General features: G+C 68.7%; 20 protein-coding genes. 10 read left to right on the plus strand and 10 right to left on the minus strand.

What is annotated here, in order from left to right; all coding sequences use genetic code 11:
* Positions 1-2 precede the first annotated feature (2 nt).
* The 9 genes from rpmH to ACFY0P_RS10435 all read left to right on the plus strand — a co-directional run bounded on the left by rpmH (position 3) and on the right by ACFY0P_RS10435 (position 7,001).
* Positions 3-140 (plus strand): 50S ribosomal protein L34, encoded by a 138-nt coding sequence (gene rpmH / locus ACFY0P_RS10395; RefSeq protein WP_015659252.1) that lies wholly within the window; start codon positions 3-5, stop codon positions 138-140.
* Positions 141-161: 21 nt separating this feature from the next.
* Positions 162-533, plus strand: a complete 372-nt coding sequence (gene rnpA / locus ACFY0P_RS10400) for a ribonuclease P protein component (protein WP_388909447.1) — start codon at positions 162-164, stop codon at positions 531-533.
* Positions 530-895, plus strand: coding sequence for a membrane protein insertion efficiency factor YidD (gene yidD / locus ACFY0P_RS10405; RefSeq protein ID WP_093500828.1), 366 nt, complete (start codon positions 530-532; stop codon positions 893-895). Before rnpA ends, yidD begins: the two co-directional genes overlap by 4 nt.
* 3 nt (positions 896-898) lie before the next feature.
* Positions 899-2,200 carry a membrane protein insertase YidC gene (gene yidC / locus ACFY0P_RS10410; protein ID WP_388909450.1) on the plus strand — a complete coding sequence of 434 codons (1,302 nt, stop codon included), beginning with the start codon at positions 899-901 and terminating at the stop codon, positions 2,198-2,200.
* A gap of 15 nt (positions 2,201-2,215) precedes the next feature.
* On the plus strand, positions 2,216-2,728 hold the full coding sequence (locus tag ACFY0P_RS10415) for a R3H domain-containing nucleic acid-binding protein (RefSeq protein ID WP_294009301.1): 513 nt from the start codon (positions 2,216-2,218) through the stop codon (positions 2,726-2,728).
* Positions 2,729-2,845: 117 nt separating this feature from the next.
* Entirely contained in the window at positions 2,846-3,562 is a 717-nt protein-coding gene (rsmG, locus tag ACFY0P_RS10420) for a 16S rRNA (guanine(527)-N(7))-methyltransferase RsmG (RefSeq protein ID WP_352355778.1), read from the plus strand.
* A gap of 298 nt (positions 3,563-3,860) precedes the next feature.
* Positions 3,861-4,934, plus strand: coding sequence for a ParA family protein (locus tag ACFY0P_RS10425; RefSeq protein ID WP_388910102.1), 1,074 nt, complete (start codon positions 3,861-3,863; stop codon positions 4,932-4,934).
* Complete coding sequence (locus ACFY0P_RS10430) at positions 4,931-6,049, plus strand: ParB/RepB/Spo0J family partition protein (protein ID WP_388909454.1); 1,119 nt, start codon at positions 4,931-4,933, stop codon at positions 6,047-6,049. Before ACFY0P_RS10425 ends, ACFY0P_RS10430 begins: the two co-directional genes overlap by 4 nt.
* Positions 6,050-6,383: 334 nt before the next feature.
* Entirely contained in the window at positions 6,384-7,001 is a 618-nt protein-coding gene (locus ACFY0P_RS10435; RefSeq protein ID WP_388909457.1) for a GNAT family N-acetyltransferase, read from the plus strand.
* A 61-nt stretch (positions 7,002-7,062) separates the two neighbouring features.
* On the opposite strand, the gene trxA is transcribed toward ACFY0P_RS10435, so the two are convergent.
* The 7 genes from trxA to ACFY0P_RS10470 form a co-directional block, all read right to left on the minus strand.
* Positions 7,063-7,395: a thioredoxin gene (gene trxA, locus ACFY0P_RS10440; RefSeq protein WP_388909460.1), complete on the minus strand. Its 333-nt coding sequence runs from the start codon at positions 7,393-7,395 to the stop codon at positions 7,063-7,065.
* A gap of 46 nt (positions 7,396-7,441) precedes the next feature.
* Positions 7,442-8,410 carry a thioredoxin-disulfide reductase gene (gene trxB, locus ACFY0P_RS10445; RefSeq protein ID WP_388909463.1) on the minus strand — a complete coding sequence of 323 codons (969 nt, stop codon included), beginning with the start codon at positions 8,408-8,410 and terminating at the stop codon, positions 7,442-7,444.
* Between the two features lie 194 nt (positions 8,411-8,604).
* Positions 8,605-9,498, minus strand: coding sequence for an anti-sigma factor family protein (locus ACFY0P_RS10450; RefSeq protein WP_388909466.1), 894 nt, complete (start codon positions 9,496-9,498; stop codon positions 8,605-8,607).
* A complete protein-coding gene (gene sigM, locus ACFY0P_RS10455) occupies positions 9,495-10,220 on the minus strand; it encodes an RNA polymerase sigma factor SigM (RefSeq protein ID WP_388909469.1) in 726 nt (241 codons plus the stop codon). The genes ACFY0P_RS10450 and sigM overlap by 4 nt, the downstream gene beginning before the upstream one ends.
* 35 nt (positions 10,221-10,255) lie before the next feature.
* Positions 10,256-11,977 (minus strand): protein kinase family protein, encoded by a 1,722-nt coding sequence (locus tag ACFY0P_RS10460; protein ID WP_388909472.1) that lies wholly within the window; start codon positions 11,975-11,977, stop codon positions 10,256-10,258.
* Positions 11,978-12,095: 118 nt separating this feature from the next.
* Positions 12,096-14,417 carry a murein biosynthesis integral membrane protein MurJ gene (gene murJ / locus ACFY0P_RS10465; RefSeq protein WP_388909475.1) on the minus strand — a complete coding sequence of 774 codons (2,322 nt, stop codon included), beginning with the start codon at positions 14,415-14,417 and terminating at the stop codon, positions 12,096-12,098.
* Positions 14,418-14,463: 46 nt separating this feature from the next.
* Positions 14,464-16,953 carry a DUF6049 family protein gene (locus ACFY0P_RS10470; RefSeq protein WP_388909478.1) on the minus strand — a complete coding sequence of 830 codons (2,490 nt, stop codon included), beginning with the start codon at positions 16,951-16,953 and terminating at the stop codon, positions 14,464-14,466.
* Between the two features lie 285 nt (positions 16,954-17,238).
* Here ACFY0P_RS10470 and ACFY0P_RS10475 point away from each other — a divergent pair, with 285 nt between their 5' ends.
* Positions 17,239-18,681, plus strand: coding sequence for a CCA tRNA nucleotidyltransferase (locus ACFY0P_RS10475; protein WP_388909481.1), 1,443 nt, complete (start codon positions 17,239-17,241; stop codon positions 18,679-18,681).
* Between the two features lie 89 nt (positions 18,682-18,770).
* Here ACFY0P_RS10475 and ACFY0P_RS10480 read toward each other — a convergent pair whose 3' ends face one another.
* From ACFY0P_RS10480 to ACFY0P_RS10490, 3 genes are all read right to left on the minus strand, one after another.
* Positions 18,771-20,072, minus strand: coding sequence for an MFS transporter (locus ACFY0P_RS10480; RefSeq protein ID WP_388909484.1), 1,302 nt, complete (start codon positions 20,070-20,072; stop codon positions 18,771-18,773).
* 138 nt (positions 20,073-20,210) lie between these two features.
* On the minus strand, positions 20,211-21,293 hold the full coding sequence (locus tag ACFY0P_RS10485) for an inositol-3-phosphate synthase (RefSeq protein ID WP_388909487.1): 1,083 nt from the start codon (positions 21,291-21,293) through the stop codon (positions 20,211-20,213).
* 43 nt (positions 21,294-21,336) lie between these two features.
* A complete protein-coding gene (locus tag ACFY0P_RS10490; RefSeq protein ID WP_388909490.1) occupies positions 21,337-22,020 on the minus strand; it encodes a PadR family transcriptional regulator in 684 nt (227 codons plus the stop codon).
* Positions 22,021-22,105 lie beyond the last annotated feature (85 nt).

The following is a 22,105-nucleotide window of genomic DNA, read 5'->3' on the forward strand; positions in this document are numbered from 1 at the left end:
GAGTGAGCAAGCGCACCTTCCAGCCGAACAACCGTCGTCGCGCGAAGACCCACGGCTTCCGCCTGCGGATGCGCACCCGCGCCGGCCGCGCGATTCTCGCGAACCGTCGTGCCAAGGGTCGCGCCAGCCTGTCCGCCTGATCCCGATCAGGTCATGACGTCGTGCTGCCTACCGAGCATCGGCTGAGGCGGCGCGAGGACTTCGCGACCGCGGTACGACGGGGTCGCCGGGCAGGTCGCCCGACCCTCGTCGTCCACCTTCGTAGCGGTGCCACGGACCCGCACGCGCCTGGGGAGAGCGCTCCCCCGACGCGTGCGGGTTTCGTCGTGAGCAAGGCCGTGGGTGGTGCCGTTGTGCGCAACACAGTGAAGCGCAGACTGCGTCATCTGATGCGTGAGCGAGTCGCCCTGTTTCCCCCCGGTAGCCTGGTAGTCGTACGAGCGCTGCCCGGAGCGGGCGACGCCGACCATGCACAGCTGGCCCGAGACCTGGATGCCGCCGTCGAGCGGCTGCTGGGAGGGGGCGCGCGATGAAGTACCCGCTGCTGGCTCTGATCAAGCTGTACCAGTGGACGATCAGTCCGCTGCTGGGGCCGGTGTGCAAGTACTACCCGTCGTGCTCCCACTACGGCTACACGGCCATCGACCGGCACGGTGCGATCAAGGGCACGGCACTCACGGCCTGGCGCATCCTGCGGTGCAATCCGTGGTCGCTCGGCGGTGTGGACCATGTTCCGCCGCGCAAGCGCCCGCGGTGGCACGAAATGCTGCGTGACGCCTGGCGTGCACGCAGGGGCGGGCCCTCCGCCGCCGAACCGGCCACCGAGGAGAAGCCTCCTTCCGAGCTTCCTTCGAGCCCGGCCGCAGAGACTTCGTCCCATGCCCAAGGAGCATGATTAGTGGACACGATTGCCAGCCTGTTCAGCTTCATCACGACACCCGTCTCATGGGTCATCGTCCAGTTCCACTCGGTGTACGGGAAGATCTTCGGTCCCGACACGGGCTGGGCCTGGGGCTTGTCCATCGTGTCCCTGGTGATCCTGATCCGCATCTGCCTGATCCCGCTCTTCGTGAAGCAGATCAAGGCGACCCGGGCCATGCAGACGCTCCAGCCCGAGATGAAGAAGATCCAGGAGCGCTACAAGAACGACAAGCAGCGTCAGTCCGAAGAGATGATGAAGCTGTACAAGGAGTCGGGTACCAACCCGCTCTCCTCGTGCCTTCCCATCCTGGCGCAGTCCCCGTTCTTCTTCGCCCTGTACCACGTGCTCAACGGCATCGCGACGGGCTCGACGATCGGTGTCATCAACGAGTCGCTGCTGGCCAGCGCCCGTAAGGCCCACATCTTCGGGGCACCGCTCGCCGCGAAGTTCACGGACAGCTCCTCGAAGGTGGAGGCGCTCGGTGCCTCCCTCACGGACGTCCGGGTCGTCACCGCGATCATGATCGTCCTGATGTCGGCGTCGCAGTTCTACACGCAGCGCCAGCTGATGACGAAGAACGTCGACACCACCGTGAAGACGCCGTTCATGCAGCAGCAGAAGATGCTGATGTACGTCTTCCCGGTCATGTTCGCCGTCTTCGGTATCAACTTCCCGGTCGGTGTCCTCGTCTACTGGCTGACCACCAACGTGTGGACCATGGGCCAGCAGATGTACGTGATCCACAACAACCCGACCCCGGGTTCCAAGGCCCAGGCCGCGTACCTGGAGCGCCTGACCAAGCACGTCACGCACCACGGCAAGACCCGTCGGCGCAGCGAGAAGACCATCATCAAGGCGATCGTCGCCAAGGGCCGGGACCGCAACGAGTTCGAGCGTTCGTTCATCAACGCGCTGACCAAGGCCGGCCTCGCGGCCCAGGCCGACGGCACCGTGGTGAAGGGCGAGGCCCAGGCCGTCGCGCAGACCGAGGACGGTGTCACGGCCACCGGCACCCCCAGGCGTCAGCAGCCCAAGCGTCAGACCAAGGCCCAGCGGCAGTCCGGCGCGACGAAGACGGCCGGTGACTCCATCTCGGCTTCCTCGGACCCGTCGGCTTCGGAGGACAAGACGACCTCGCTGGAGAAGTCCGACGAGCCGCAGGATGCCAAGCCGGCCGCCCAGCAGGCCCCGAAGGGCGGCTCCAACGGCCGCAGCAGGGCCCAGTCCGGTCAGCGCAAGGGCGGTCCGCAGCGCCCCAAGTCCCCGTCCAAGAAGTAAGAAGGAGCCCATCCCGTGACGGAAGGCACCACCTCCGCCGCTGCCGAGGGTGCAGACACCCTGACCCGCCTGGAGCAGGAGGGCGAGATCGCGGCGGACTATCTCGAAGGTCTGCTGGACATCGCCGACCTCGACGGTGATATCGACATGGATGTCGAGGCCGACCGCGCCTCCGTGTCGATCATCAGCGACTCGGGCGGCCGTGACCTGCAGAAGCTGGTCGGCCGCGACGGGGAGGTGCTGGAGGCGCTCCAGGAGCTGACCCGCCTGGCCGTGCACCGGGAGACCGGTGACCGCAGCCGGCTGATGCTCGACATCGCGGGCTATCGCGCCAAGAAGCGTGCCGAGCTCTCTGAGCTGGGTGCCAAGGCCGCCGCCGAGGTGAAGAGCACCGGTGAGCCGGTGAAGCTCAAGCCGATGACCCCGTTCGAGCGCAAGGTCGTGCACGACGCGGTCAAGTCCGCCGGGCTGCGCAGCGAGTCCGAGGGCGAGGAGCCGCAGCGGTTCGTCGTCGTGCTGCCTGCCTGAGCGGTCCCCCCGTTTTACCGGCCCCGTCTGTTGAGCAGGCGGGGCCGAACTTTGTCAGCCTGGTAGTTCTGGTGGCCGGTGCGCGGAGCGCCGGCGCTGTACGGAAGGACGGTCCCCGTGACGGAGGCTGCGGAGCTCCCCCCGGCGCCCGAACAGGCGCGGGAAGTGTTCGGCGAGCGCTTCGCCGATGCGGTCCGCTACGCGGAGCTGCTCGCCGAGGCAGGCGTGCAGCGTGGTCTGATCGGCCCACGGGAAGTGCCCCGCCTGTGGGAGCGGCATCTGCTGAACTGCGCGGTGCTCTCAGAGGCGGTCCCCGAGGGGGTGACGGTGTGCGACGTGGGGTCCGGAGCCGGTCTTCCGGGCATTCCGCTGGCGCTGGTCCGGGAGGACCTCAACATCACCCTGCTGGAGCCGCTGCTGCGGCGGACCAACTTCCTGACCGAGGTCGTCGAGCTGCTCGGCCTGGACCATGTGACCGTGGTGCGTGGCCGGGCCGAGGAGGTCATGGGCAAGCTGCCTCCTGTGCATGTGGTGACGGCTCGTGCCGTGGCCCCGCTGGACCGACTGGCGACCTGGGGCGTTCCGCTGCTGCGTCCCTACGGCGAGATGCTCGCCCTCAAGGGGGACACGGCGGAGGAGGAGCTGAAGGCCGCGGCCACCGCGCTGACCAAGCTCGGTGCGGTGTCCACGTCCATCCTGCATGTGGGTGAAGGCGTGGTGGATCCGCCGTCGACCGTCGTCCGTGTGGAGGTCGGGGAGAGCCCGGGCGGCGTGCGCTTTGCGGCCAAGCGGGCGAAGGCGGCTCGGACGGGGAGGGCACGTAGGCGCCGCTGATCCGTCCTGACGACCAGACGTACTCCACACAAGCTGCCAAACCTACGCATGACGGAGTGTCGCGGCTTTTCGGTGCTGCTCGCTGTGCATCGTGTTTCACGTGAAACGTCGCTCACTGCTACACGGCATCATCGGCCGGGGCCGCGCTGCGGCCGAACCGCGCGACCGAAAGCCCCTCGGATCCCTCAGAGAGGGGGCCGCTGGTGACACTCCGTCCTCCCTGCGGGGCGCGGAGATGTCCACAGAGGTGGATTTCTCCACAGAACACCAGGCCTCACTGGTTCACGACCCCGAAGACATGGGAGGCTCTGTTCATTGCGAGCCTGAAGTCGAGGAGAGTGAATCCTTGCGGTCCGACGCCAACATCGCGGGACCGATGACCGATCCGGTCCCCGGTCCCCGTACCGAGTCGATGGGGGCGGATGTTTCACGTGAAACACCGCCTCCGATGGACGACACTCCCATCGGTCGTGCTGCCCAACTCGCGGTGGAGGCTCTGGGCCGCGCCGGTGAAGGACTGCCGCGTCCGGAGCAGACCAGAGTCATGGTGGTCGCCAACCAGAAGGGCGGCGTGGGCAAGACGACGACCACCGTCAACCTTGCCGCGTCCCTGGCCCTGCACGGCAGCCGCGTCCTGGTGATCGACCTCGACCCACAGGGCAATGCGTCCACAGCGCTGGGGATCGACCATCACGCCGAAGTTCCTTCCATCTACGACGTGTTGGTCGAGAGCAAGCCGCTGGCTGAGGTTGTCCAGCCGGTAGTGGACGTCGAAGGCCTCTTCTGCGCCCCCGCCACGATCGATCTCGCCGGTGCGGAGATCGAGCTGGTGTCCCTGGTGGCGCGGGAGAGCCGTCTTCAGCGGGCGATCCAGGCGTACGAGCAGCCGTTGGACTACATCCTCATCGACTGCCCGCCCTCACTCGGCCTGCTGACGGTCAACGCGCTCGTCGCGGGCGCCGAGGTGCTCATCCCGATCCAGTGCGAGTACTACGCGCTGGAGGGCCTGGGCCAGCTGCTGCGCAACGTCGACCTGGTGCGGGGGCACCTCAACCCCGACCTGCACGTGTCGACCATCCTGCTCACCATGTACGACGGCCGGACGCGTCTCGCCTCCCAGGTCGCGGACGAGGTGCGCAGCCACTTCGGTGACGAGGTGCTGCGGACGAGCATTCCCCGCTCGGTCCGTATCTCCGAGGCGCCGAGCTACGGGCAGACGGTACTGACCTACGATCCTGGATCGAGCGGTGCCCTCTCCTACCTTGAGGCGGCCCGAGAAATCGCGCTGAAGGGCATTGGGGTCAGCTACGACCCGACGCAGGCCCATATCGGCGCTCAGACCAACCCGAACATGGTGGAGGGGATCCAGTGAGCGAGCGACGGAGGGGGCTGGGTCGTGGTCTCGGTGCACTGATCCCAGCTGCCCCGACCGAGAAGACCCCGGCCCAGACGGCCGTGGGGGGAACGGTAGTCCCGTCCCCCGCCGCGGCTCCGGTACTGACGACCGACCGTGGGGTCGCCGCGGCGAAGGTGACGACGCTGCCGGCTGTTTCACAGGACACCGAGGAGCCCTCGGTGTTCGGGGTCGGAGGAGGTGCGGAGACACCCGCTCCTCCGATAGGAGCCCACTTCGCGGAGATCCCTCTCGACGACATCACGCCGAACCCGCGCCAGCCGCGTGAGGTCTTCGACGAGGACGCTCTGCAGGAGTTGGTCACCTCCATCCAGGAAGTGGGTCTCCTCCAGCCTGTCGTCGTACGGCAGCTGGGCCCCTCCCGCTACGAGCTCATCATGGGCGAGCGGCGCTGGCGGGCCTGCCGCGAGGCCGGCCTGGAGGCGATCCCGGCGATCGTCCGGGCGACGGACGACGAGAAGCTGCTCCTGGACGCGTTGCTGGAGAACCTGCACCGCGCGCAGCTGAACCCGCTGGAAGAGGCCGCCGCCTACGACCAGCTGCTGAAGGACTTCAACTGCACGCACGACCAGCTGGCCGACCGCATCGGTCGCTCCCGCCCCCAGGTCTCGAACACCCTGCGGCTGCTGAAGCTCTCCCCGGCAGTCCAGCGCCGGGTGGCCGCCGGAGTCCTGTCGGCCGGCCACGCCCGGGCGCTGCTCTCCGTCGACGACTCGGAGGAGCAGGACCGGCTGGCCCACCGGATCGTCGCGGAGGGACTGTCGGTACGGGCCGTCGAGGAGATCGTGACCCTCATGGGCTCACGGCCCCAGACGGCGACACGTGCCAAGGGACCGCGGGCCGGCGCCCGGGTCTCCCCGGCGCTGAGCGACCTTGCGACACGGCTCTCGGACCGCTTCGAGACGCGGGTGAAGGTCGACCTGGGCCAGAAGAAGGGCAAGATCACCGTCGAGTTCGCTTCGATGGAAGACCTTGAGCGGATCCTCAGCTCGCTCGCCCCCGGTGAGGGACCGGTCCTCCACCAGGGCCTCCACGATGGTGACTCCTCGGCCTCCTCGGAGCCGGAGGACTGATCGTCCCGGGTGTTCCCCGTCCGGTCGTCGCCCAGTCACCCAGAGAGCGGATCGTGTCCGGTGTGTACCGGAAAACGGTCCGCTCTTTGCTTTCAGGCGGTATCGATGGAAACGCTGTGTGGATACGATGCGTTCGGTATGGCGCATCCACCTGACAGCTGGCAGCACCTCTGAGAGAGGCGGGGGCCATGCGATCGATGAGCCGCACCGGACTGGTGAGCGCGGGTCTGGGACTGGGCGCGACCGTCGGATTCTTCGGCAGTCTGCTCAGGGAACGTAGCGCTCTGACAGCCGCTCGCGAGGCAGCGGGCGAAGGAAGCGAGGAACAGCCTTCATGGGGCGTCGGCTCGTACCGCTCACGCTGGACAACCTTCAGGACCTTCCCCAGCGCTGTCGCTCGTGTGTCTTCTGGGAACTGGACCCCGTCAGCAGCGAAGCAGCGGTGAGAGCGGGTACGTCCGCGCTGGAGAAGGAATCCTGGATCTCCGCCGTCCTGCTCGACTGGGGATCGTGCGGCCGAGTGGTCTATGTCGACGACGTGCCGGTGGGCTTTGTGCTCTACGCCCCGCCCGCTTACGTCCCGCGTTCCACGGCGTTCCCGACGAGCCCGGTCTCGTCGGACGCCGTGCAGCTCATGACCGGCTTCATCATGCCCGGCTATCAGGGGCAGGGGCTCGGACGTGTGATGGTGCAGACGGTCGCCAAGGATCTGCTGCGGCGGGGCTTCAAGGCGATCGAGGCGTTCGGCGACGCCCGCTACAAGGAGCCGGCCTGTCTGCTGCCTGCCGAGCATCTGCTGGCCGTGGGCTTCAAGACGGTCCGGCAGCACCCCTCGCACCCCCGGCTGCGGCTGGAGCTGCGGACGACGCTCTCCTGGAAGGAAGACGTGGAGCTGGCGCTCGACCGGCTTCTGGGGGCCGTACAGAAGGAACCAGCGCTGCGGCCGCTGTGAGTGCCTCAAAGCGAATGGGCCAACCCTCAGGGGTTGGCCCATTCGTGTTTCACGTGAAACGTCACTCGGCGATGAAGTCCTCAAGGTCGCGGAGAAGCGCTGCCTTCGGCTTGGCGCCGACGATGGTCTTGGCGACCTCGCCACCCTGGTACACGTTCAGGGTCGGGATCGACATGACGCCGTACTTGGCCGCCGTGTTCGGGTTCTCGTCGATGTTCAGCTTGACGATCTCGATCTTCTCACCGTGCTCGGCGGCGATCGCCTCAAGCGACGGGGCGATCTGGCGGCACGGGCCGCACCACTCGGCCCAGAAGTCCACCAGGACGGGCTTGTCGCTCTTGAGGACGTCCTCGTCGAACGTCTCGTCGGTTACTGCCTTCAGGGTGCCGGCCACGGCGGGCTCCTTTACTTGATCGTGCGGTGGGGCGGAAGGGGAAAGATCAGACGGAGGTCTTCTCGGGCTCGGCCTTCTCCTCGTCCGCGAGGGCGGAGAGGAAACGCTCGGCGTCGAGAGCGGCGGAGCAGCCGGTACCGGCCGCGGTGATCGCCTGGCGGTAGGTGTGGTCCACCACGTCGCCGGCGGCGAACACCCCCGTCAGGTTGGTGTGCGTCGAGGGCGAGGCGACCTTGAGATAGCCCTCCTCGTCGAGGTCCAGCTGGCCCTTGAAGAGCTCGGTGCGCGGGTCGTGGCCGATCGCGATGAACAGGCCGGTCACCGGCAGGTCGGAGAGCTCACCGGTCTTGACGTTGCGCAGCTTCAGACCAGCCAGCTTCTGCTCGCCCTGGACTTCGGCGATCTCGCTGTCCCAAGCGAACTTGATCTTAGGGTCGGCGAAGGCGCGCTCCTGCATCGCCTTGGAGGCGCGCAGGGTGTCCCGGCGGTGGACGATGGTCACGGACTTGGCGAACCGGGAGAGGAAGGTGGCCTCCTCCATCGCGGTGTCACCACCGCCGATGACGGCGATGTCCTGGTCCTTGAAGAAGAACCCGTCACAGGTGGCGCACCAGGAGACGCCGCGTCCGGAGAGGGCGTCCTCGTTCGGCAGTCCGAGCTTGCGGTGCTGGGAGCCCGTGGTGACGATGACGGCCTTCGCCTTGTGGACCGTGCCGGCGGTGTCGGTGACGGTCTTGATCTCACCGGTCAGGTCGACGGAGACGACATCGTCCGGGATCAACTCGGCGCCGAAGCGCTCGGCCTGCGCCCGCATGTTGTCCATGAGCTCGGGGCCCATGATGCCGTCGCGGAAGCCCGGGAAGTTCTCCACCTCAGTGGTGTTCATGAGGGCACCGCCCGCGGTGACGGCCCCCTCGAACACCAGGGGCTTCAGCGACGCGCGCGCGGTGTAGAGCGCCGCCGTGTAGCCGGCGGGCCCGGAGCCGATGATGATCACGTTACGGACGTCGCTCACGGCTTGATTCCTCGTCTCTGGTCTACGTCATTCGACCGGTGGGAGCTCCCGTCAGAAGCTCTCACCCCACCCAACGGATCCTAAGGGGCGCGCATTCCCGGTGTGTCCGGGCACACGGGCATCCCACACCGTACGGATTTCCACTGTGGGGCGAGACGATGCGTTCCCCCTCTGAGGCCATGGAGGCGGGAGGCTCAGGGACGGGCCAGGGACTCCGTCAGGAGGACCTTGCCGGGGGAGGCGGACCCCTTGCTGTCGCAGGAGGCGTCGACGACGTATGCCGTCACCCGGGAGGCATCGGAGGAGTCGGGGAGTACGACGAGGTAGGCGTCCTTCCCCTCGTACTTCCCCTTTTTCGCGCCGAGGGCAACGCCGGTCTGGTTGATGCCCTGGCGCACGCATACGGGCACCTGTGTCGCGGGCTGGAGCTTGATCTTCGGGCTTTGCGTCGTGCTCGGCTGGCCGGTGGTCTGGGACTCGACACTGAAGGGCTTCTGGGAGCCCCGCTGGGGGTTCGTCGTCGTACCGAGGAGGTCCTTCACCTGGCCCGGAAGGGTGCTCTCGGAGAAGGTCCCGGCGGAGTTCGTCGGCTTGCTCTGAGCCGTCGTGGTCCCGTCGCCGCCGAGAGACTGGAGGAGGAACGTGCCGGCGCCGAGAACGGCGGCGGTGAACACAGCGCCGAGGACGACGGTCCGGCGGCGTCGGGCGCGGTTGCGCCCGCGGTCCTTGCGGCCGGGACCGACGGAGGCACTCGGCCGCCCGGCGGGGCGGTCTCCCGGGGACGACATCTCGCGGGGCGATGTTTCACGTGAAACATGAGCCACGGGTGCCGTCGTGTTGAGTAGAGCCTCCGCGGCGAGTGCGGCGTCGATCCGGTTCGCGACGTCGGCCGGCATGCGCGGCGGATCCGGCAGTGCGCCCAGCAGACCCCGGATCTCCTCCAGCGAGGCGTGGACGTCGGTGCAGAGCTCGCAGCCGTCCAGGTGCTGTCGTACTTCGTCTGTTCGGGTGGGCGGGAGCAGACCCTCGGTGAGGTCGGAGATCTCCGCGACGTCCGGGTGCCCGGTCGTGTCTGTCGTCGACGTCACGCTCGCCCACCTCCGCCCTTCACTGCGGCTGAATCACTCGGCCCGGTGTCCTGTGGGCCTCCGTCCTGAGACCCCGCTGCGGGTGGGACGGATGTCCCCTCCGCCCGGTTCCGTGCCGGGTCCGGGTCGTTCTCGTCACCGGTGTTTTCCGGCCGTAGATGGGTGAGCAACGGCAGGAGTCTGGCTCTGCCGCGAGCGCAGCGGCTCTTCACCGTCCCCGTGGGCACATCGAGGATCCTTGCCGCCTCGGCGACCGGATAGCCCTGCATGTCGACCAGGACGAGGGCGGCCCGCTGGTCGTGGGGCAGGGTGCCGAGGGCTTCCAGGAGCTGGCGGTGCAGATCGTTCCGCTCGGCCGGAGCGGAGGCCGATTCATGCGGCTCCAGCAGTTGCTCCAGCCGCTCGGTGTCGTCGACGGGGGCGGTCTTGCGGGAGGCCGCCTTGCGGGCGCGGTCGAGGCAGGCGTTGACCGTGATCCGGTGCAGCCACGTTGTGACGGCCGACTGGCCTCGGAAGGTGTGGGCGGCCCTGTAGGCGGAGACCAGGGCGTCCTGGACGGCGTCAGCGGCCTCCTCGCGGTCCCCCAGGGTTCGCAGGGCGACCGCCCAGAGCCGGTCCCGGTGCCGCCGCACGATCTCACCGAAGGCATCGGGGTCGCCTTCCACATGGCGGGCGAGCAGATCCTGGTCGCTCACTTCGCCGTATCCGGCGCCTTCCGCCATCTGCCCCCTCCGCCTTCGGTGCCGCCGGTGAGACGTCAGCCAGTGAACTTCACTTCGGTGATGGCCTGCTTGTAGCCGGGGCCGGCATACGCGGCCGAGTCGTTGCCCGAGTACGGCATGGCGGTGAGCCACACGAGGACGTACTGACTCTTCACCTTCTTGCTGACCTTCACCGTGGCGGTGTTTCCGGTGGTGGTGATGCTGCCGATCTTTGTCATCGAGCTGATCGACCCCGGGGTCAGCGAGTCGGCCGCGTACAGGTCAACCGTTGTGTGATCGCCAGCGTAGCGAAGGGAAACGGTCCCCGTGGCGAGTTCCTTGACGGAGCCGAGGTCGTAGACGATGCCCACACCGGCCTTGTAGGGGGCCAGCTCGGGACCGTCCGTGAAGCTCTTGGTCTTCCAGTACGTCGAGGTGCTCCCGTCGTAGGTCAGCTTCACGTCGCTCGGATGCTGGGCACCGCCGTCGGCGACATACTCCTGGGCGTCCTGGATCTTTATCGCGGCGGCGGGCGCGGGGCTGGCGCCGTTCTTGTCGCCGCCGTCCGTCGTCTGGGTGTTGGTGGTGTCGTCGCCGGACTTGTCGCCCTGGTGCATCAGGGCGTCCGCGAGCTGCCAGCTGCCCAGGCCCAGGGCGGCGATGAGGAGGGCCGAGACGGCCCACTTCAGCGCCTTGCCGGTGCGGCTCTGGAGCGGCGGCGGGGCCTGGAGCGGCTGCGTCACGCCGGGCGGCGTGGGACGGCCATAGGTGCCCTGCTGGTACGTGGTGCGCTGGTACTCGGGTGGTGCGGTGAACGCCGGCTCCGGCGGACGGATGCGGGGCATCTCGCCGATCGCCTTCACCAGCTCCTCCGGCGTGGTGCACGCGGACTCGTGGCGGGAGGCGGTGGCGCCGTCGTTGACCAGAGCCCGCATGGCGAGCTCGGACAGGCCGCGGTGGACACCGGCACGTACCTGGTCGGGTGCGATCAGACCGACATCCTTGGGCAGGCCGGCCAGACCGTAGGCGTCGCTCTCGTACGGCCAGCGCTGGGTCAGAGCCGCGTAGAGCAGGGCGCCGATCGCCTCGGTGTCGGTGCGCTGAGGGGTGTCGGAACTGATACCACGCAGCGCCGCGTTCACCGCGAGGCCGCGGATGCGCCACTGTCCGGTGGAGGTCCGCAGTACGGCGTTCGGGTTCAGGCGGAGATGGGCCAGCCCCTCGCGGTGCGCGGCCGCCATGGCGGAGGCGATCTGACTGACCATCTGGTAGGCGTCGTGCGGCTCCAGCGGTCCGGCCGCGAGCAGCGCGGTCAGTTCGGTGGCGTCCGGGAGCCACTCGTGGACGACGTAGACGAGGTCGTTCTCCTCGACGGCGTCCAGGACCTGCACGAAGCGAGGGTCACCGAGCAGCGCGGCGGAGCGGGCGGCGGCCAGCACCGCACGGGTCCGCGGATGGTCGGCGGGCAGGATGTGGACGCCGACGGCCCGGCGAAGTTTCTCGTCGACCGCACGCCAACTGCTGAATCCGTCCAGACGGGTGACGCACTCCTCAAGACGGTAGCGTCTGGCGAGCTTGTGCCCGCTGTGCAGTTCGGGGGGTGCGGCCTGCTTCTCAGCACCCGCGGCCATGCCGTTTCCCTGTGCCTTGTCGCTGTCCGTGTCCCGCTCCGGGTTCTTGGCCACCCCGTCGGCCGTGGACTGGTCCGCCTTGGCGGTCAGCGGCTCGTCACCGCTGTTGTCTGCCACGTCGACGGCAGCCGTGCTCCGTTCCGCCACCGTCGTTCCTGCCTCCCCATCCGTTGCACGCTGTCCGACGCCGAAACCAATTGTGCCCACAGTCCCCCGCTATGCACGACACGCGGCGGCGAACGATGGTTGTGCGCTTACCCCCGCCTCAGCGACCCAGACGCCCGCGCACCATACCCACGAGGGAGTTGAGCTCCTCGATGCGCATGCGGCGCGCGGCGACGTAGAAGACGCCGAGCAGGACCGCCCCGCCGACCAGCAGCGCGGCGAAGGAACCGATCACGCCCTGCCCCAGAGTGTGGCCGATGCCGTAGCAGGCCGCACCACTGAGCAGCGCGGCCGGTACGGAGGCGATGCAGAGCCTGGCATAGGTGCGGGTGACCCTGGAACCGTCCAGGTCGCCGCCGAGCCGCTTGCGCAGCCGCCGCCAGGCGACTCCGACGCCGATCGCGTACGCCAGACCGTAGGAGGCGGCCATGCCGGCCACCGCCCAGCGGGCCGGGAGCAGCAGGTAACAGGTGACCGAGGCACCCGCGTTGACCGCGGCGACGATGACCGTGTTGTAGAACGGCGTGCGGGTGTCTTCGTAGGCGTAGAAGGCACGCAGGACGACGTACTGCACCGAGTAGGGGATCAGGCCGAGGGCGAAGGCCATCAGCATGTAGCCCATGTTGGTGGACTGGCTGGTGCCAGCGGAGCCGAAGATCAGGGTGCACATCGGGATGCCGAGGGCCAGGAAGCCGAAGGAGATGGGGACGATCGCGACGGCGGTCGTCCTGAGGCCCTGGGAGATGTCGTCGCGGACGGCGCCCGTGTCGTTCTCGGCGGCGGAGCGGGCGATCCGCGGCAGGAGGGCCGCCATCAGGGAGACCGTGATGATGGCCTGCGGCAGGCCCCAGATCAGCTGGGCGTTGGCGTAGGCGGTGAAGCCTGTGCCGTCGACCGGGGACCGCTTGCCGGCCGACGTCGACAGCTGGGAGACCACCAGTGCGCCCGCCTGGTTGGCGAGGACGAACAGCACGGTCCACTTGGCGAGGGTCGCGGCCTTGCCGAGGCCGTGGCCCCGCCAGTCGAAGCGCAGCCGCAGCCGGAACCCGGTCTCGCGCAGGTAGGGGATCATCGCCAGGGCCTGGACCACGAGGCCGAGCAGCACGCCGAGGCCTAGCAGCCGCTGGCCCTCCGGCGGGATGGTCGTGACCTTCATGCCGGAGTGCGCGGCGGTGCCGTACACCCAGATGAACAGGCCGAGGGTGACGATGATGACGATGTTGTTGAGGACCGGGGTCCACATCATCGCGCCGAACTTGCCGCGGGCGTTGAGGATCTGACCCATCACCACGTGAATGCCCATGAAGAAGATCGAGGGCAGGAAGTAGCGGACGAAGGTGATGCCGACCTGGTTGGCCGCCGGGTCGCTGGCCACCGAGTCGGACAACAGGCGGATCAGGAACGGAGCGGCCGCGATGGTGGCCGCGGTGAGCAGGCCCAGCGCCACCATGACGAGGGTCAGCAGACGGTTCGCGAAGGCCTCGCCGCCGTCCTCGTCCTCCTTCATGGCCCGCACCAGTTGCGGGACGAAGACGGAGTTGAGGCCGCCGCCGACCGTCAGGATGTAGATCATCGTAGGCAGCTGGTAGGCGACCTGGAAGGTGTCGCCGAGCAGACCCACGCCCAGCGCGGAGACGATCAGCGCGGAGCGGACGAAGCCGGTGAGGCGGGAGACCATCGTGCCCGCCGCCATCACGGCGCTCGACTTGAGCAGGCCCGCGGCCTTCCCGCCCTTCTTCGCGGGGGCGGGCGCCGGGACCGCTGCGGGTACGGCGCCCAGGTTCAGGGTCTGGTCGGCCGCAACCGTAGGAGCTGTCGACGCCACCTGTGCCTGGTACGGCGGCACCTGCGCGGACCCTCCCGGGGCGGCCGCCGGACCCGGCACCGACGGGGGCTCCGACGGCAGCTGACCGCCGCCCTGCTGCGGACCCTGGTAGCCGTTCTGCTGCTGGTCCCGGTAGCCGCTCTGCTGCTGGTCGCGGAAGAGATGAGCGAAGGCGTCCGGCTCGTGGCGCTCCTCACCGGAGTGCGAGACCAGGTCGTCCACGCCCACGAACTGGGTCGTGCGCGGGTTGTCGCCGTACGGCAGGTACTGGCTCGGGCCGTCCGGCTCCGGTGCCGGGGTCTGGGCCCACACGTGCGGGTCGGGGGCGTACGGCGACTGGGCGGGCTGCCCGTACAGCGGCTGCTGCGGGTAGCTGCCCGGAGCCGGCGGGGGGTGCGCGGCACGGTCGTAGAGCGCCTCCGCGACCGGGTCCTGCGCGGAGAGGTCGCGTGCCCGGTAGGGGTCCTGGTCGTAGGCGTCCTGGAGGTACATGTCAGCCGCGTGCTGCGGCGGGACCTGGCCGGGCTCCGGCGGCGGCTCGGGGTAGCCCGAACCGGCCGCGCCCTGGCCGCTTTCACCGTCGTACGGCGCGTTCATGGTTACCCCTACCTCATCGTCCCGGGCCCACCGGCCACGACATCGCTCAACGGTCCACTCTCTCACCCGTCTCGGACGGGTCGGCGCTTTCCGGTGCGGTGTCCGGTGTCGGGTCACTCGGCTGCTCCGGGTCGTCTTCCCGGGACCGGGCGACGGACTCCTCCCGGAGACGATCCGCACGGGCAGCGGGGTTCCCAGGCCCGTCGGTGCCCTCGGTTTCCTCTGGGCTCCTGGCCTCCGAGGTGCCGGGGGCCTCCGGGGTGCCTGGGGCCTCCGGGGCGTCGGGAGCGTCCGGGGTGCCTGGGGCCTCCGGGGCGTCGGGAGCGTCCGGGGTGGCCTCGTCCGCCTCGTCGGGGCCGTCGCCCTCCTCGGCCCGGCGAGCGGCCGCCCGCTTGCGCTGGGTGTACATCCGGAAGCCGGCGAGCACCAGCAGCAGCACGCCGCCGCCGATGACCAGCATCACCGTCGGCGTGACCTCGGTGACCTTCACGTCGAACCTGACGGGCGCGCCGTACTCCTGGCCGTCCTCGGTGTAGAGCTGGGCGGTGACCTCGACCCGGCCGTTGGCATTGGCCGAGGTGGAGAACTTCACGGACTGGCTGTGGCCGCCGGAGACCTCGACGGGCTGCTCGTAGTAGGGCTTGCCGCCGATCTCCAGTCGGGTCGGCATGGTCGAGGTGAGGCGCAGCACGAGGTGGTCGACACCCTGGACCAGGTTGTTCTGGACGGTCACCGGGATGGTGGCGCTGCGGCCGGAGAGCTTGGTCTCGGACTTGTCGATCAGCTTGACCTGACCGATGAGGTCGTCGAGCCAGGACTCCACGCTCGTGCGGAAGCTGTCCGCCTCACTCCCGCGGCCCCGCCACGACGTCGACATCTCGCGGTTTATGGCCCGGCCGAAGGGGGTCACCACCCGGGACTCGTCGGTGAGGATCACCTGGAAGTTGTCGAGCTTGTCCTGGGTGCGGGCGATCTGCTCGAAGGCCGTCCGGGGCAGCTCCCGCTTGCGCAGCGAGGACGGGTACGCGGACGACGAGGGGATCTTCGTGGTCGCGCCGGGGTCGGGCTTGGCCTTGGCGGCGGCCTCGAGGTCCTGGGACTGCGACCAGTTGCTGTCCTGCAGTGCGGTGATCGCCGTCGCCATCGCCTGGGCCTGGCTTACCGTCGGCATCCGCTGCGGGGCGACGACGATACTGCGCTGCTTGCCGGTCTGGGTGTTCAGCGCGAGGCTCTGGGCGAGGAACTTCTGCACCGCGAGCGTGGCCGAGTCGGCGTTCGTCAGATCGCCCTCGAACGCCGTGGACAGCCGTGCGTCGGCGACCACCGCCGTCGTGCCGCCGCCGATCGGACGTGCCGCCGAGGGGGTGTAGGTGAGCCCGCCGGTCTCCTGGAGGCTGTCGCTGCGGGCGATCACCTTGTCGGCACCCGCGGAGGTGGCGACCTTGATGATCGAGGGGTCGACGGCGCCGTTCACGGGCCACGCGAAGTCGGTGCTCGGTGTGACATGGAGCACGGTCTTCACGGTGATGGTGGCGACGTCGGTGGCGTCCTTGAGGTGGCTCAGCGAGCCGGTCACGCTGGTGCCGTTGTGGGCGAGGGACGCCAGGTCCGGGTCGGCGAAGGGGAGGGCCACCACCTCCTTGTCCGCCACCGCGTCCTGCAGGCCGGCCAGGAACTCCTTGGCCACCGCCTGATGGGTGCCGGCCGTGGTGGTGTCGCCGGCGCCCTGGATCCGGTAGTTGCGGGTCATCGCGTCCACGGAGGCCAGCAGATCCGGGTCGATCACCCAGGTGACGTCGAGATCCTTGCCGAGCGCCAGCATCTGGGCCAGCCGACCGCCTGGCGAGATCTCCTTGGCGAGGTCGTCGTTCTGGAAGACGGGCGTCTGCAACTCTCCGGCGCCCGTCTTCGCCGTCACGTGGACGGTGGAGATCAGCGGCCAGAGATACGTCGTCCTCGTCTTCGTGTCGGCCTCGGAGGACTGCCACGGGAGGAACGTCCGCTGGATGCCGAGGACCTGGTCCCACTGCTGCGCGGAGGTCTTGCCGGACAGCGAGACGCCGAACTGGTACACGCCGTCCTGGCCGAGGTCCAGCTTGTCGACCGGCACGGAGATGGTGAAGTGCTCGGCGATCCCCGGACTGAGCGAGTCGAAGTCCTCGGTGTACTTGCCGCCGACCTCGGTGCCCAGGCCCGACTGGAGGTCGTCGGAGTGCCGGGCGGCCGTGTCGATCTCGGAACGCGTGCTGAGCAGGGAACCCATCCGCAGGTCCACGTGCGCGTCCGTGACGGCCTGCTTGCCGTTGTTGGTCACCGTGCCGGAGACCGTCAGCGTGTCCCCGTCGCTGGGGGCGCTGGGGCTCAGCGAGTCCAGGGCGACGGACACGGTGTCCGAGCCGGCCGCCTGCGCCGGCGCCGCCGTGGGCAGCTGCATCAGTCCGGCCAGCAGGGGTGCACCCGCGAGCAGTGCCCCGGTGCGCCGCAGCCAGCGGCGGGCAGGTGAGGGCGTCCCCTGGAAGTCTGCCGCCTCGGCCACGCGCTCGTCCGTCCCTCGTCGTCAGTGGTCGTCGGAATGTGCGTCCACGCATGGTAACGAGGTGCGCTGAACGGAAGTGCCGCGGTCTGCCTCACAAGATCGGGAAAGAGGATCAGCCCGTCCCCTATATCCAGTATCGTCGGGAGACTCTGTTAAGCGGCGAACACAGCGCTTGTGCGGTTACGGAGTGAGATGTCCCACCCCCTCCACAGGAGCGCTTTACATGGGGCGCTGCCGGAATATGGAGGCGCTTCGGACCGTCTGGGGCACGTACCCTGTTCTGTTGTGCCGAACGCCAATGAAGACACTCCGACTGTCCTGAGCCAGGCGCAGCAGCGCGCGGTGAGCGAACTGCTGCGGGTGGCGCCCGTCGCCGACGACCTTGCCCGCCGATTCCAGGAGGCCGGGTTCTCCCTTGCCCTGGTCGGCGGCTCGGTGCGGGACGCGCTGCTGGGCCGGCTCGGCAACGATCTGGACTTCACGACCGACGCCCGCCCCGAGGACGTACTGAAGATCGTCCGCCCCTGGGCGGACGCCGTCTGGGAGGTCGGGATCGCCTTCGGCACGGTTGGCGCCCAGAAGCAGGGCTATCAGATCGAGGTCACCACCTACCGCTCCGAGGCCTACGACCGCACCTCGCGCAAGCCCGAGGTGTCGTACGGGGACTCCATCGAGGAGGACCTCGTCCGCCGCGACTTCTCGGTCAACGCGATGGCGGTGGCGCTGCCGGAGAAGGAGTTCATCGACCCTCGCGGCGGTCTCGAAGACCTCGCACTGCGTGTGCTGCGGACCCCGGGGGCGCCCGAGGACTCTTTCTCGGACGACCCGCTGCGGATGATGCGGGCCGCCCGCTTCGCCGCGCAGCTCGACTTCGAGGTGGCCCCCGAGGTCGTCGCGGCGATGAAGGACATGGCCGGCCGTCTGGAGATCGTCTCGGCCGAGCGGGTCCGGGACGAGCTGAACAAGCTGATCCTCTCGGCCCACCCCCGCAAGGGGCTGACCCTGCTCGTCGACACCGGACTCGCCGACCATGTCCTGCCCGAGCTGCCCGCCCTGCGCCTGGAGAGCGACGAGCACCACCGGCACAAGGACGTCTACGACCACACGCTGATCGTCCTGGAACAGGCCATGGCGCTGGAGGACAACGGTCCCGACCTCACCCTCCGGCTCGCCGCCCTGCTGCACGACATCGGCAAGCCGCGCACCCGCCGCTTCGAGGACGACGGCCGGGTCTCGTTCCACCACCATGAGGTGGTCGGAGCGAAGATGACCAAGAAGCGCATGACGGCGTTGAAGTACTCCAATGAACTGGTGAAGGACGTCTCGCAGCTGGTCGAACTTCATCTGCGCTTCCACGGCTACGGCACCGGGGAGTGGACGGACTCGGCGGTCCGCCGTTACGTCCGCGACGCGGGCCCGCTCCTGGACCGTCTGCACAAGCTCACCCGGTCCGACTGCACCACCCGCAACAAGCGGAGAGCTGCGGCGCTGTCCCGCGCCTACGACGGCTTGGAGCAGCGCATCGCCGAACTCCAGGAGAAGGAGGAGCTCGACGCGATCCGCCCGGACCTCGACGGCAACCAGATCATGGAGATCCTGGGTATCCGCCCCGGCCCGGAGGTCGGCAAGGCCTACAAGCACATGCTGGAGCTTCGCCTGGAGAACGGGCCAATGGGGCACGACGCCGCGGTGACCGCGCTCAAGGAGTGGTGGGCCGAGCAAGAGTGAACACGCATGGCGGGGCGATGTTTCACGTGAAACATGACTTCGCTGTGACGCAATGAGGGGCGATGTTTCACGTGAAACATCGCCCCTCATCACTGCCCGCTGCGGGGTTGCCTGATCCTGCTGTGGTCGGCGGTCGACTCGAAGCGGACCATGACCGCAGCAACCGTTGCGTAGACGAGGGCGACCGTGATGACGAGGGTCGCGGAGCGGCCGTCCGGCGGGAGCATCAGCGCGGCGACAGCGGCGGCCCCGACAAAGGCGACGTTGAAGAGCACGTCGTAGACGGAGAAGATCCGGCCGCGGAAGGCGTCGTCGACGGACGACTGCACGAGGGTGTCCGTGGCGATCTTCGCGCCCTGGGTGATGAGTCCGAGGACGAAGACGGAGACGAGCATGGGGGCGGTCGTGAACGGGAGGCCGAGGGCGGGCTCCAGCACGGCGGCGGCCACGGCGCACACGGCGATCCAGCGGCCGGGGCCGAGCCGCGCCGCGGTCCATGGCGTCACCACGGCGGCTGCGAAGAAACCGGCGCCGGAGATGCCCAGGGCCAGTCCCAGCAACCCGAGTCCGTCGTCCGGGTCGGAGGAGAGCGCGTACCGGCACAGCATCAGCACCAGGACGAGCAGCGCGCCGTAGCAGAAGCGCATCGCCGTCATGCTGACCAGTGCCCAGGCCGCCTCACGGCGTCGCGGTGCGGCGAGATGCCGCACCGCCTCCAGCAGGTCGCGGGCGGTGGTGATCACGGCCGTTCCCAGGCTCGGCTGGGCTGGATGCCGGTCCGGGCCGAGGAGATCGGGAGCCATGGTCAGAGAGGCGAGGGCCGCGCCCAGGTACAGCGTGGCGCCCAGCAGCACCACCGCGGCATCGGAATCCGAGGCCACCAGCCGTATGGCGAAGGCGAGGCCGCCGCCGGCGGTCGCGGCGAGGGTGCCGGCGGTCGGGGAGAGGGAGTTGGCGAGCACCAGCCGGTCGGTGTCGACGACCCGTGGCAGTGCGGCGGACAGACCGGAGAGGACGAAGCGGTTGACGGCCGTGACACACAGGGCGGAGGCGTAGAAGAGCCAGTCGGGCACATGGCTCACCATGAGGACGCCGGTGGCCGCGGCCAGCAGCGCGCGCAGCAGATTGCCGTAGAGGAAGATCTGGCGGCGGCGCCAGCGGTCCAGCAGGACGCCGGCGAAGGGGCCCACGAGGGAGTACGGGAGGAGCAGGACGGCCATGGCCGAGGCGATCGCGGCCGGTGAGGTCTGCTTCTCCGGGGAGAAGACGACGTAGGCGGCCAGGGCGACCTGGTAGACGCCGTCGGCCCCCTGGGAGAGCAGGCGTATGACGAGGAGACGGCGGAAGTTCCGCAGGCGCAGCAGGACACGCAGGTCGCGGAGGACGGGCATGGGGCACAGCCTCACATATGGGGCCGTACGCAGGAGAAGGGTCCCCGGATCGGATGACCCGGGGACCCTCGGAGCCCTGGCAGGAGCGATTTTTGCGAGCTTGAGCCGTGGAGCTTCAGCGCCCGGCGATGTTCCGGATCAGCGCTCGACGTCGCCGCGGATGAACTTCTCGACGTTCTCGCGGGCCTCGTCGTCGAAGTACTGGACCGGCGGGGACTTCATGAAGTAGCTCGACGCGGAGAGGATCGGGCCGCCGATACCGCGGTCCTTGGCGATCTTCGCGGCGCGCAGGGCGTCGATGATGACACCGGCGGAGTTCGGGGAGTCCCAGACCTCGAGCTTGTACTCCAGGTTCAGCGGGACGTCACCGAAGGCGCGGCCCTCCAGACGGACGTAAGCCCACTTGCGGTCGTCGAGCCAGGCGACGTAGTCGGAGGGGCCGATGTGCACGTTCTTCTCGCCGAGGTCCCGGTCGGGGATCTGGGAGGTGACGGCCTGCGTCTTGGAGATCTTCTTGGACTCCAGGCGCTCACGCTCGAGCATGTTCTTGAAGTCCATGTTGCCGCCGACGTTCAGCTGCATGGTGCGGTCCAGGATGACGCCCCGGTCCTCGAACAGCTTCGCCATGACGCGGTGCGTGATGGTGGCGCCGACCTGCGACTTGATGTCGTCACCGACGATCGGCACGCCGGCCTCGGTGAACTTGTCCGCCCATTCCTTGGTGCCGGCGATGAAGACCGGGAGGGCGTTGACGAAGGCGACCTTGGCGTCGATGGCGCACTGGGCGTAGAACTTCGCCGCGTCCTCGGAACCGACGGGCAGGTAGCAGACGAGGACGTCGACCTGCTTGTCCTTGAGGATCTGGACGACGTCGACCGGCTCGGCCTCGGACTCCTCGATGGTCTGGCGGTAGTACTTGCCGAGACCGTCGAGGGTGTGACCGCGCTGGACGGTGACACCGGTGTGGGGCACGTCGCAGATCTTGATGGTGTTGTTCTCGGAGGCGCCGATGGCGTCCGCCAGGTCGAGGCCGACCTTCTTGGCGTCCACGTCGAACGCGGCGACGAACTCCACGTCCTTGACGTGGTAGTCACCGAACTGCACGTGCATCAGGCCGGGGACCTTGGACGCCGGGTCGGCGTCCTTGTAGTACTCGACGCCCTGCACCAGCGATGCGGCGCAGTTGCCCACGCCGACGACGGCTACGCGAACCGAACCCATTCCGGTTGCTCCCTGTGTGTACGAGTGAGGCCCTGAACGGGTCTCACGTGGCGGTGTCGTCGGACGCATCCGGCCGGAGGGAATCTCCGGACCGGGGCAGGGCGCCCGGCGCTCCATTGGTGGTGTTCTGCTGAGCGGACCCCTCGGAGGCGGAACCCTTCAGGTCCCGCCCCGCCCGCTCGCTCTCGATGAGCTCGTTCAGCCAGCGCACTTCGCGCTCCACGGACTCCATCCCGTGGCGCTGGAGCTCAAGCGTGTAGTCGTCGAGACGCTCCCGGGTGCGTGCCAGCGAGGCGCGCATCTTCTCCAGGCGCTCCTCCAGCCGGCTGCGGCGGCCCTCCAGTACGCGCATCCGCACATCACGGGAGGTCTGCCCGAAGAAGGCGAACCGCGCCGCGAAGTGCTCGTCCTCGTACGCGTCGGGGCCGGTCTGGGACAGGAGCTCCTCGAAATGCTCCTTACCTTCGGCCGTCAACCGGTAGACGATCTTGGCGCGGCGGCCGGCGAGGGGCGCGGCGAGAGCGTCCTCGGCGGTGCTCCCCGGCTCCTCGATCAACCAGCCGTTGGCGACCAGCGTCTTGAGGCAGGGGTAAAGGGTTCCGTAGCTGAACGCACGGAAGACGCCGAGTGAGGTGTTGAGCCGTTTCCGCAGCTCATAGCCGTGCATGGGGGACTCGCGGAGCAGGCCGAGGACGGCGAACTCAAGGATGCCGGAGCGCCGGCTCATGGTCGCCTCCTCTGGTCCACGGCTCGCTTATCTCGCTCTGATGTATCGACTCGATACATCCCGACGATAGATCGGCTTTCCCCGT

Origin of the sequence: Streptomyces sp. NPDC001714 (assembly GCF_042892755.1) — a bacterium.
Lineage (GTDB): Bacteria > Actinomycetota > Actinomycetes > Streptomycetales > Streptomycetaceae > Streptomyces.

What these genes read in the sequence shown, in the direction of transcription:
- yidD (WP_093500828.1), top strand. Translation starts at nt 530, where the DNA reads ATGAAGTACCCGCTGCTGGCTCTGATCAAGCTGTACCAGTGGACGATC.
- ACFY0P_RS10425 (WP_388910102.1), top strand. Translation starts at nt 3,861, where the DNA reads ATGGGAGGCTCTGTTCATTGCGAGCCTGAAGTCGAGGAGAGTGAATCC.
- ACFY0P_RS10435 (WP_388909457.1), top strand. Translation starts at nt 6,384, where the DNA reads ATGGGGCGTCGGCTCGTACCGCTCACGCTGGACAACCTTCAGGACCTT.
- sigM (WP_388909469.1), bottom strand. Translation starts at nt 10,220, where the DNA reads ATGGCGGAAGGCGCCGGATACGGCGAAGTGAGCGACCAGGATCTGCTC.
- murJ (WP_388909475.1), bottom strand. Translation starts at nt 14,417, where the DNA reads ATGAACGCGCCGTACGACGGTGAAAGCGGCCAGGGCGCGGCCGGTTCG.
- ACFY0P_RS10480 (WP_388909484.1), bottom strand. Translation starts at nt 20,072, where the DNA reads ATGCCCGTCCTCCGCGACCTGCGTGTCCTGCTGCGCCTGCGGAACTTC.
- ACFY0P_RS10485 (WP_388909487.1), bottom strand. Translation starts at nt 21,293, where the DNA reads ATGGGTTCGGTTCGCGTAGCCGTCGTCGGCGTGGGCAACTGCGCCGCA.
- ACFY0P_RS10490 (WP_388909490.1), bottom strand. Translation starts at nt 22,020, where the DNA reads ATGAGCCGGCGCTCCGGCATCCTTGAGTTCGCCGTCCTCGGCCTGCTC.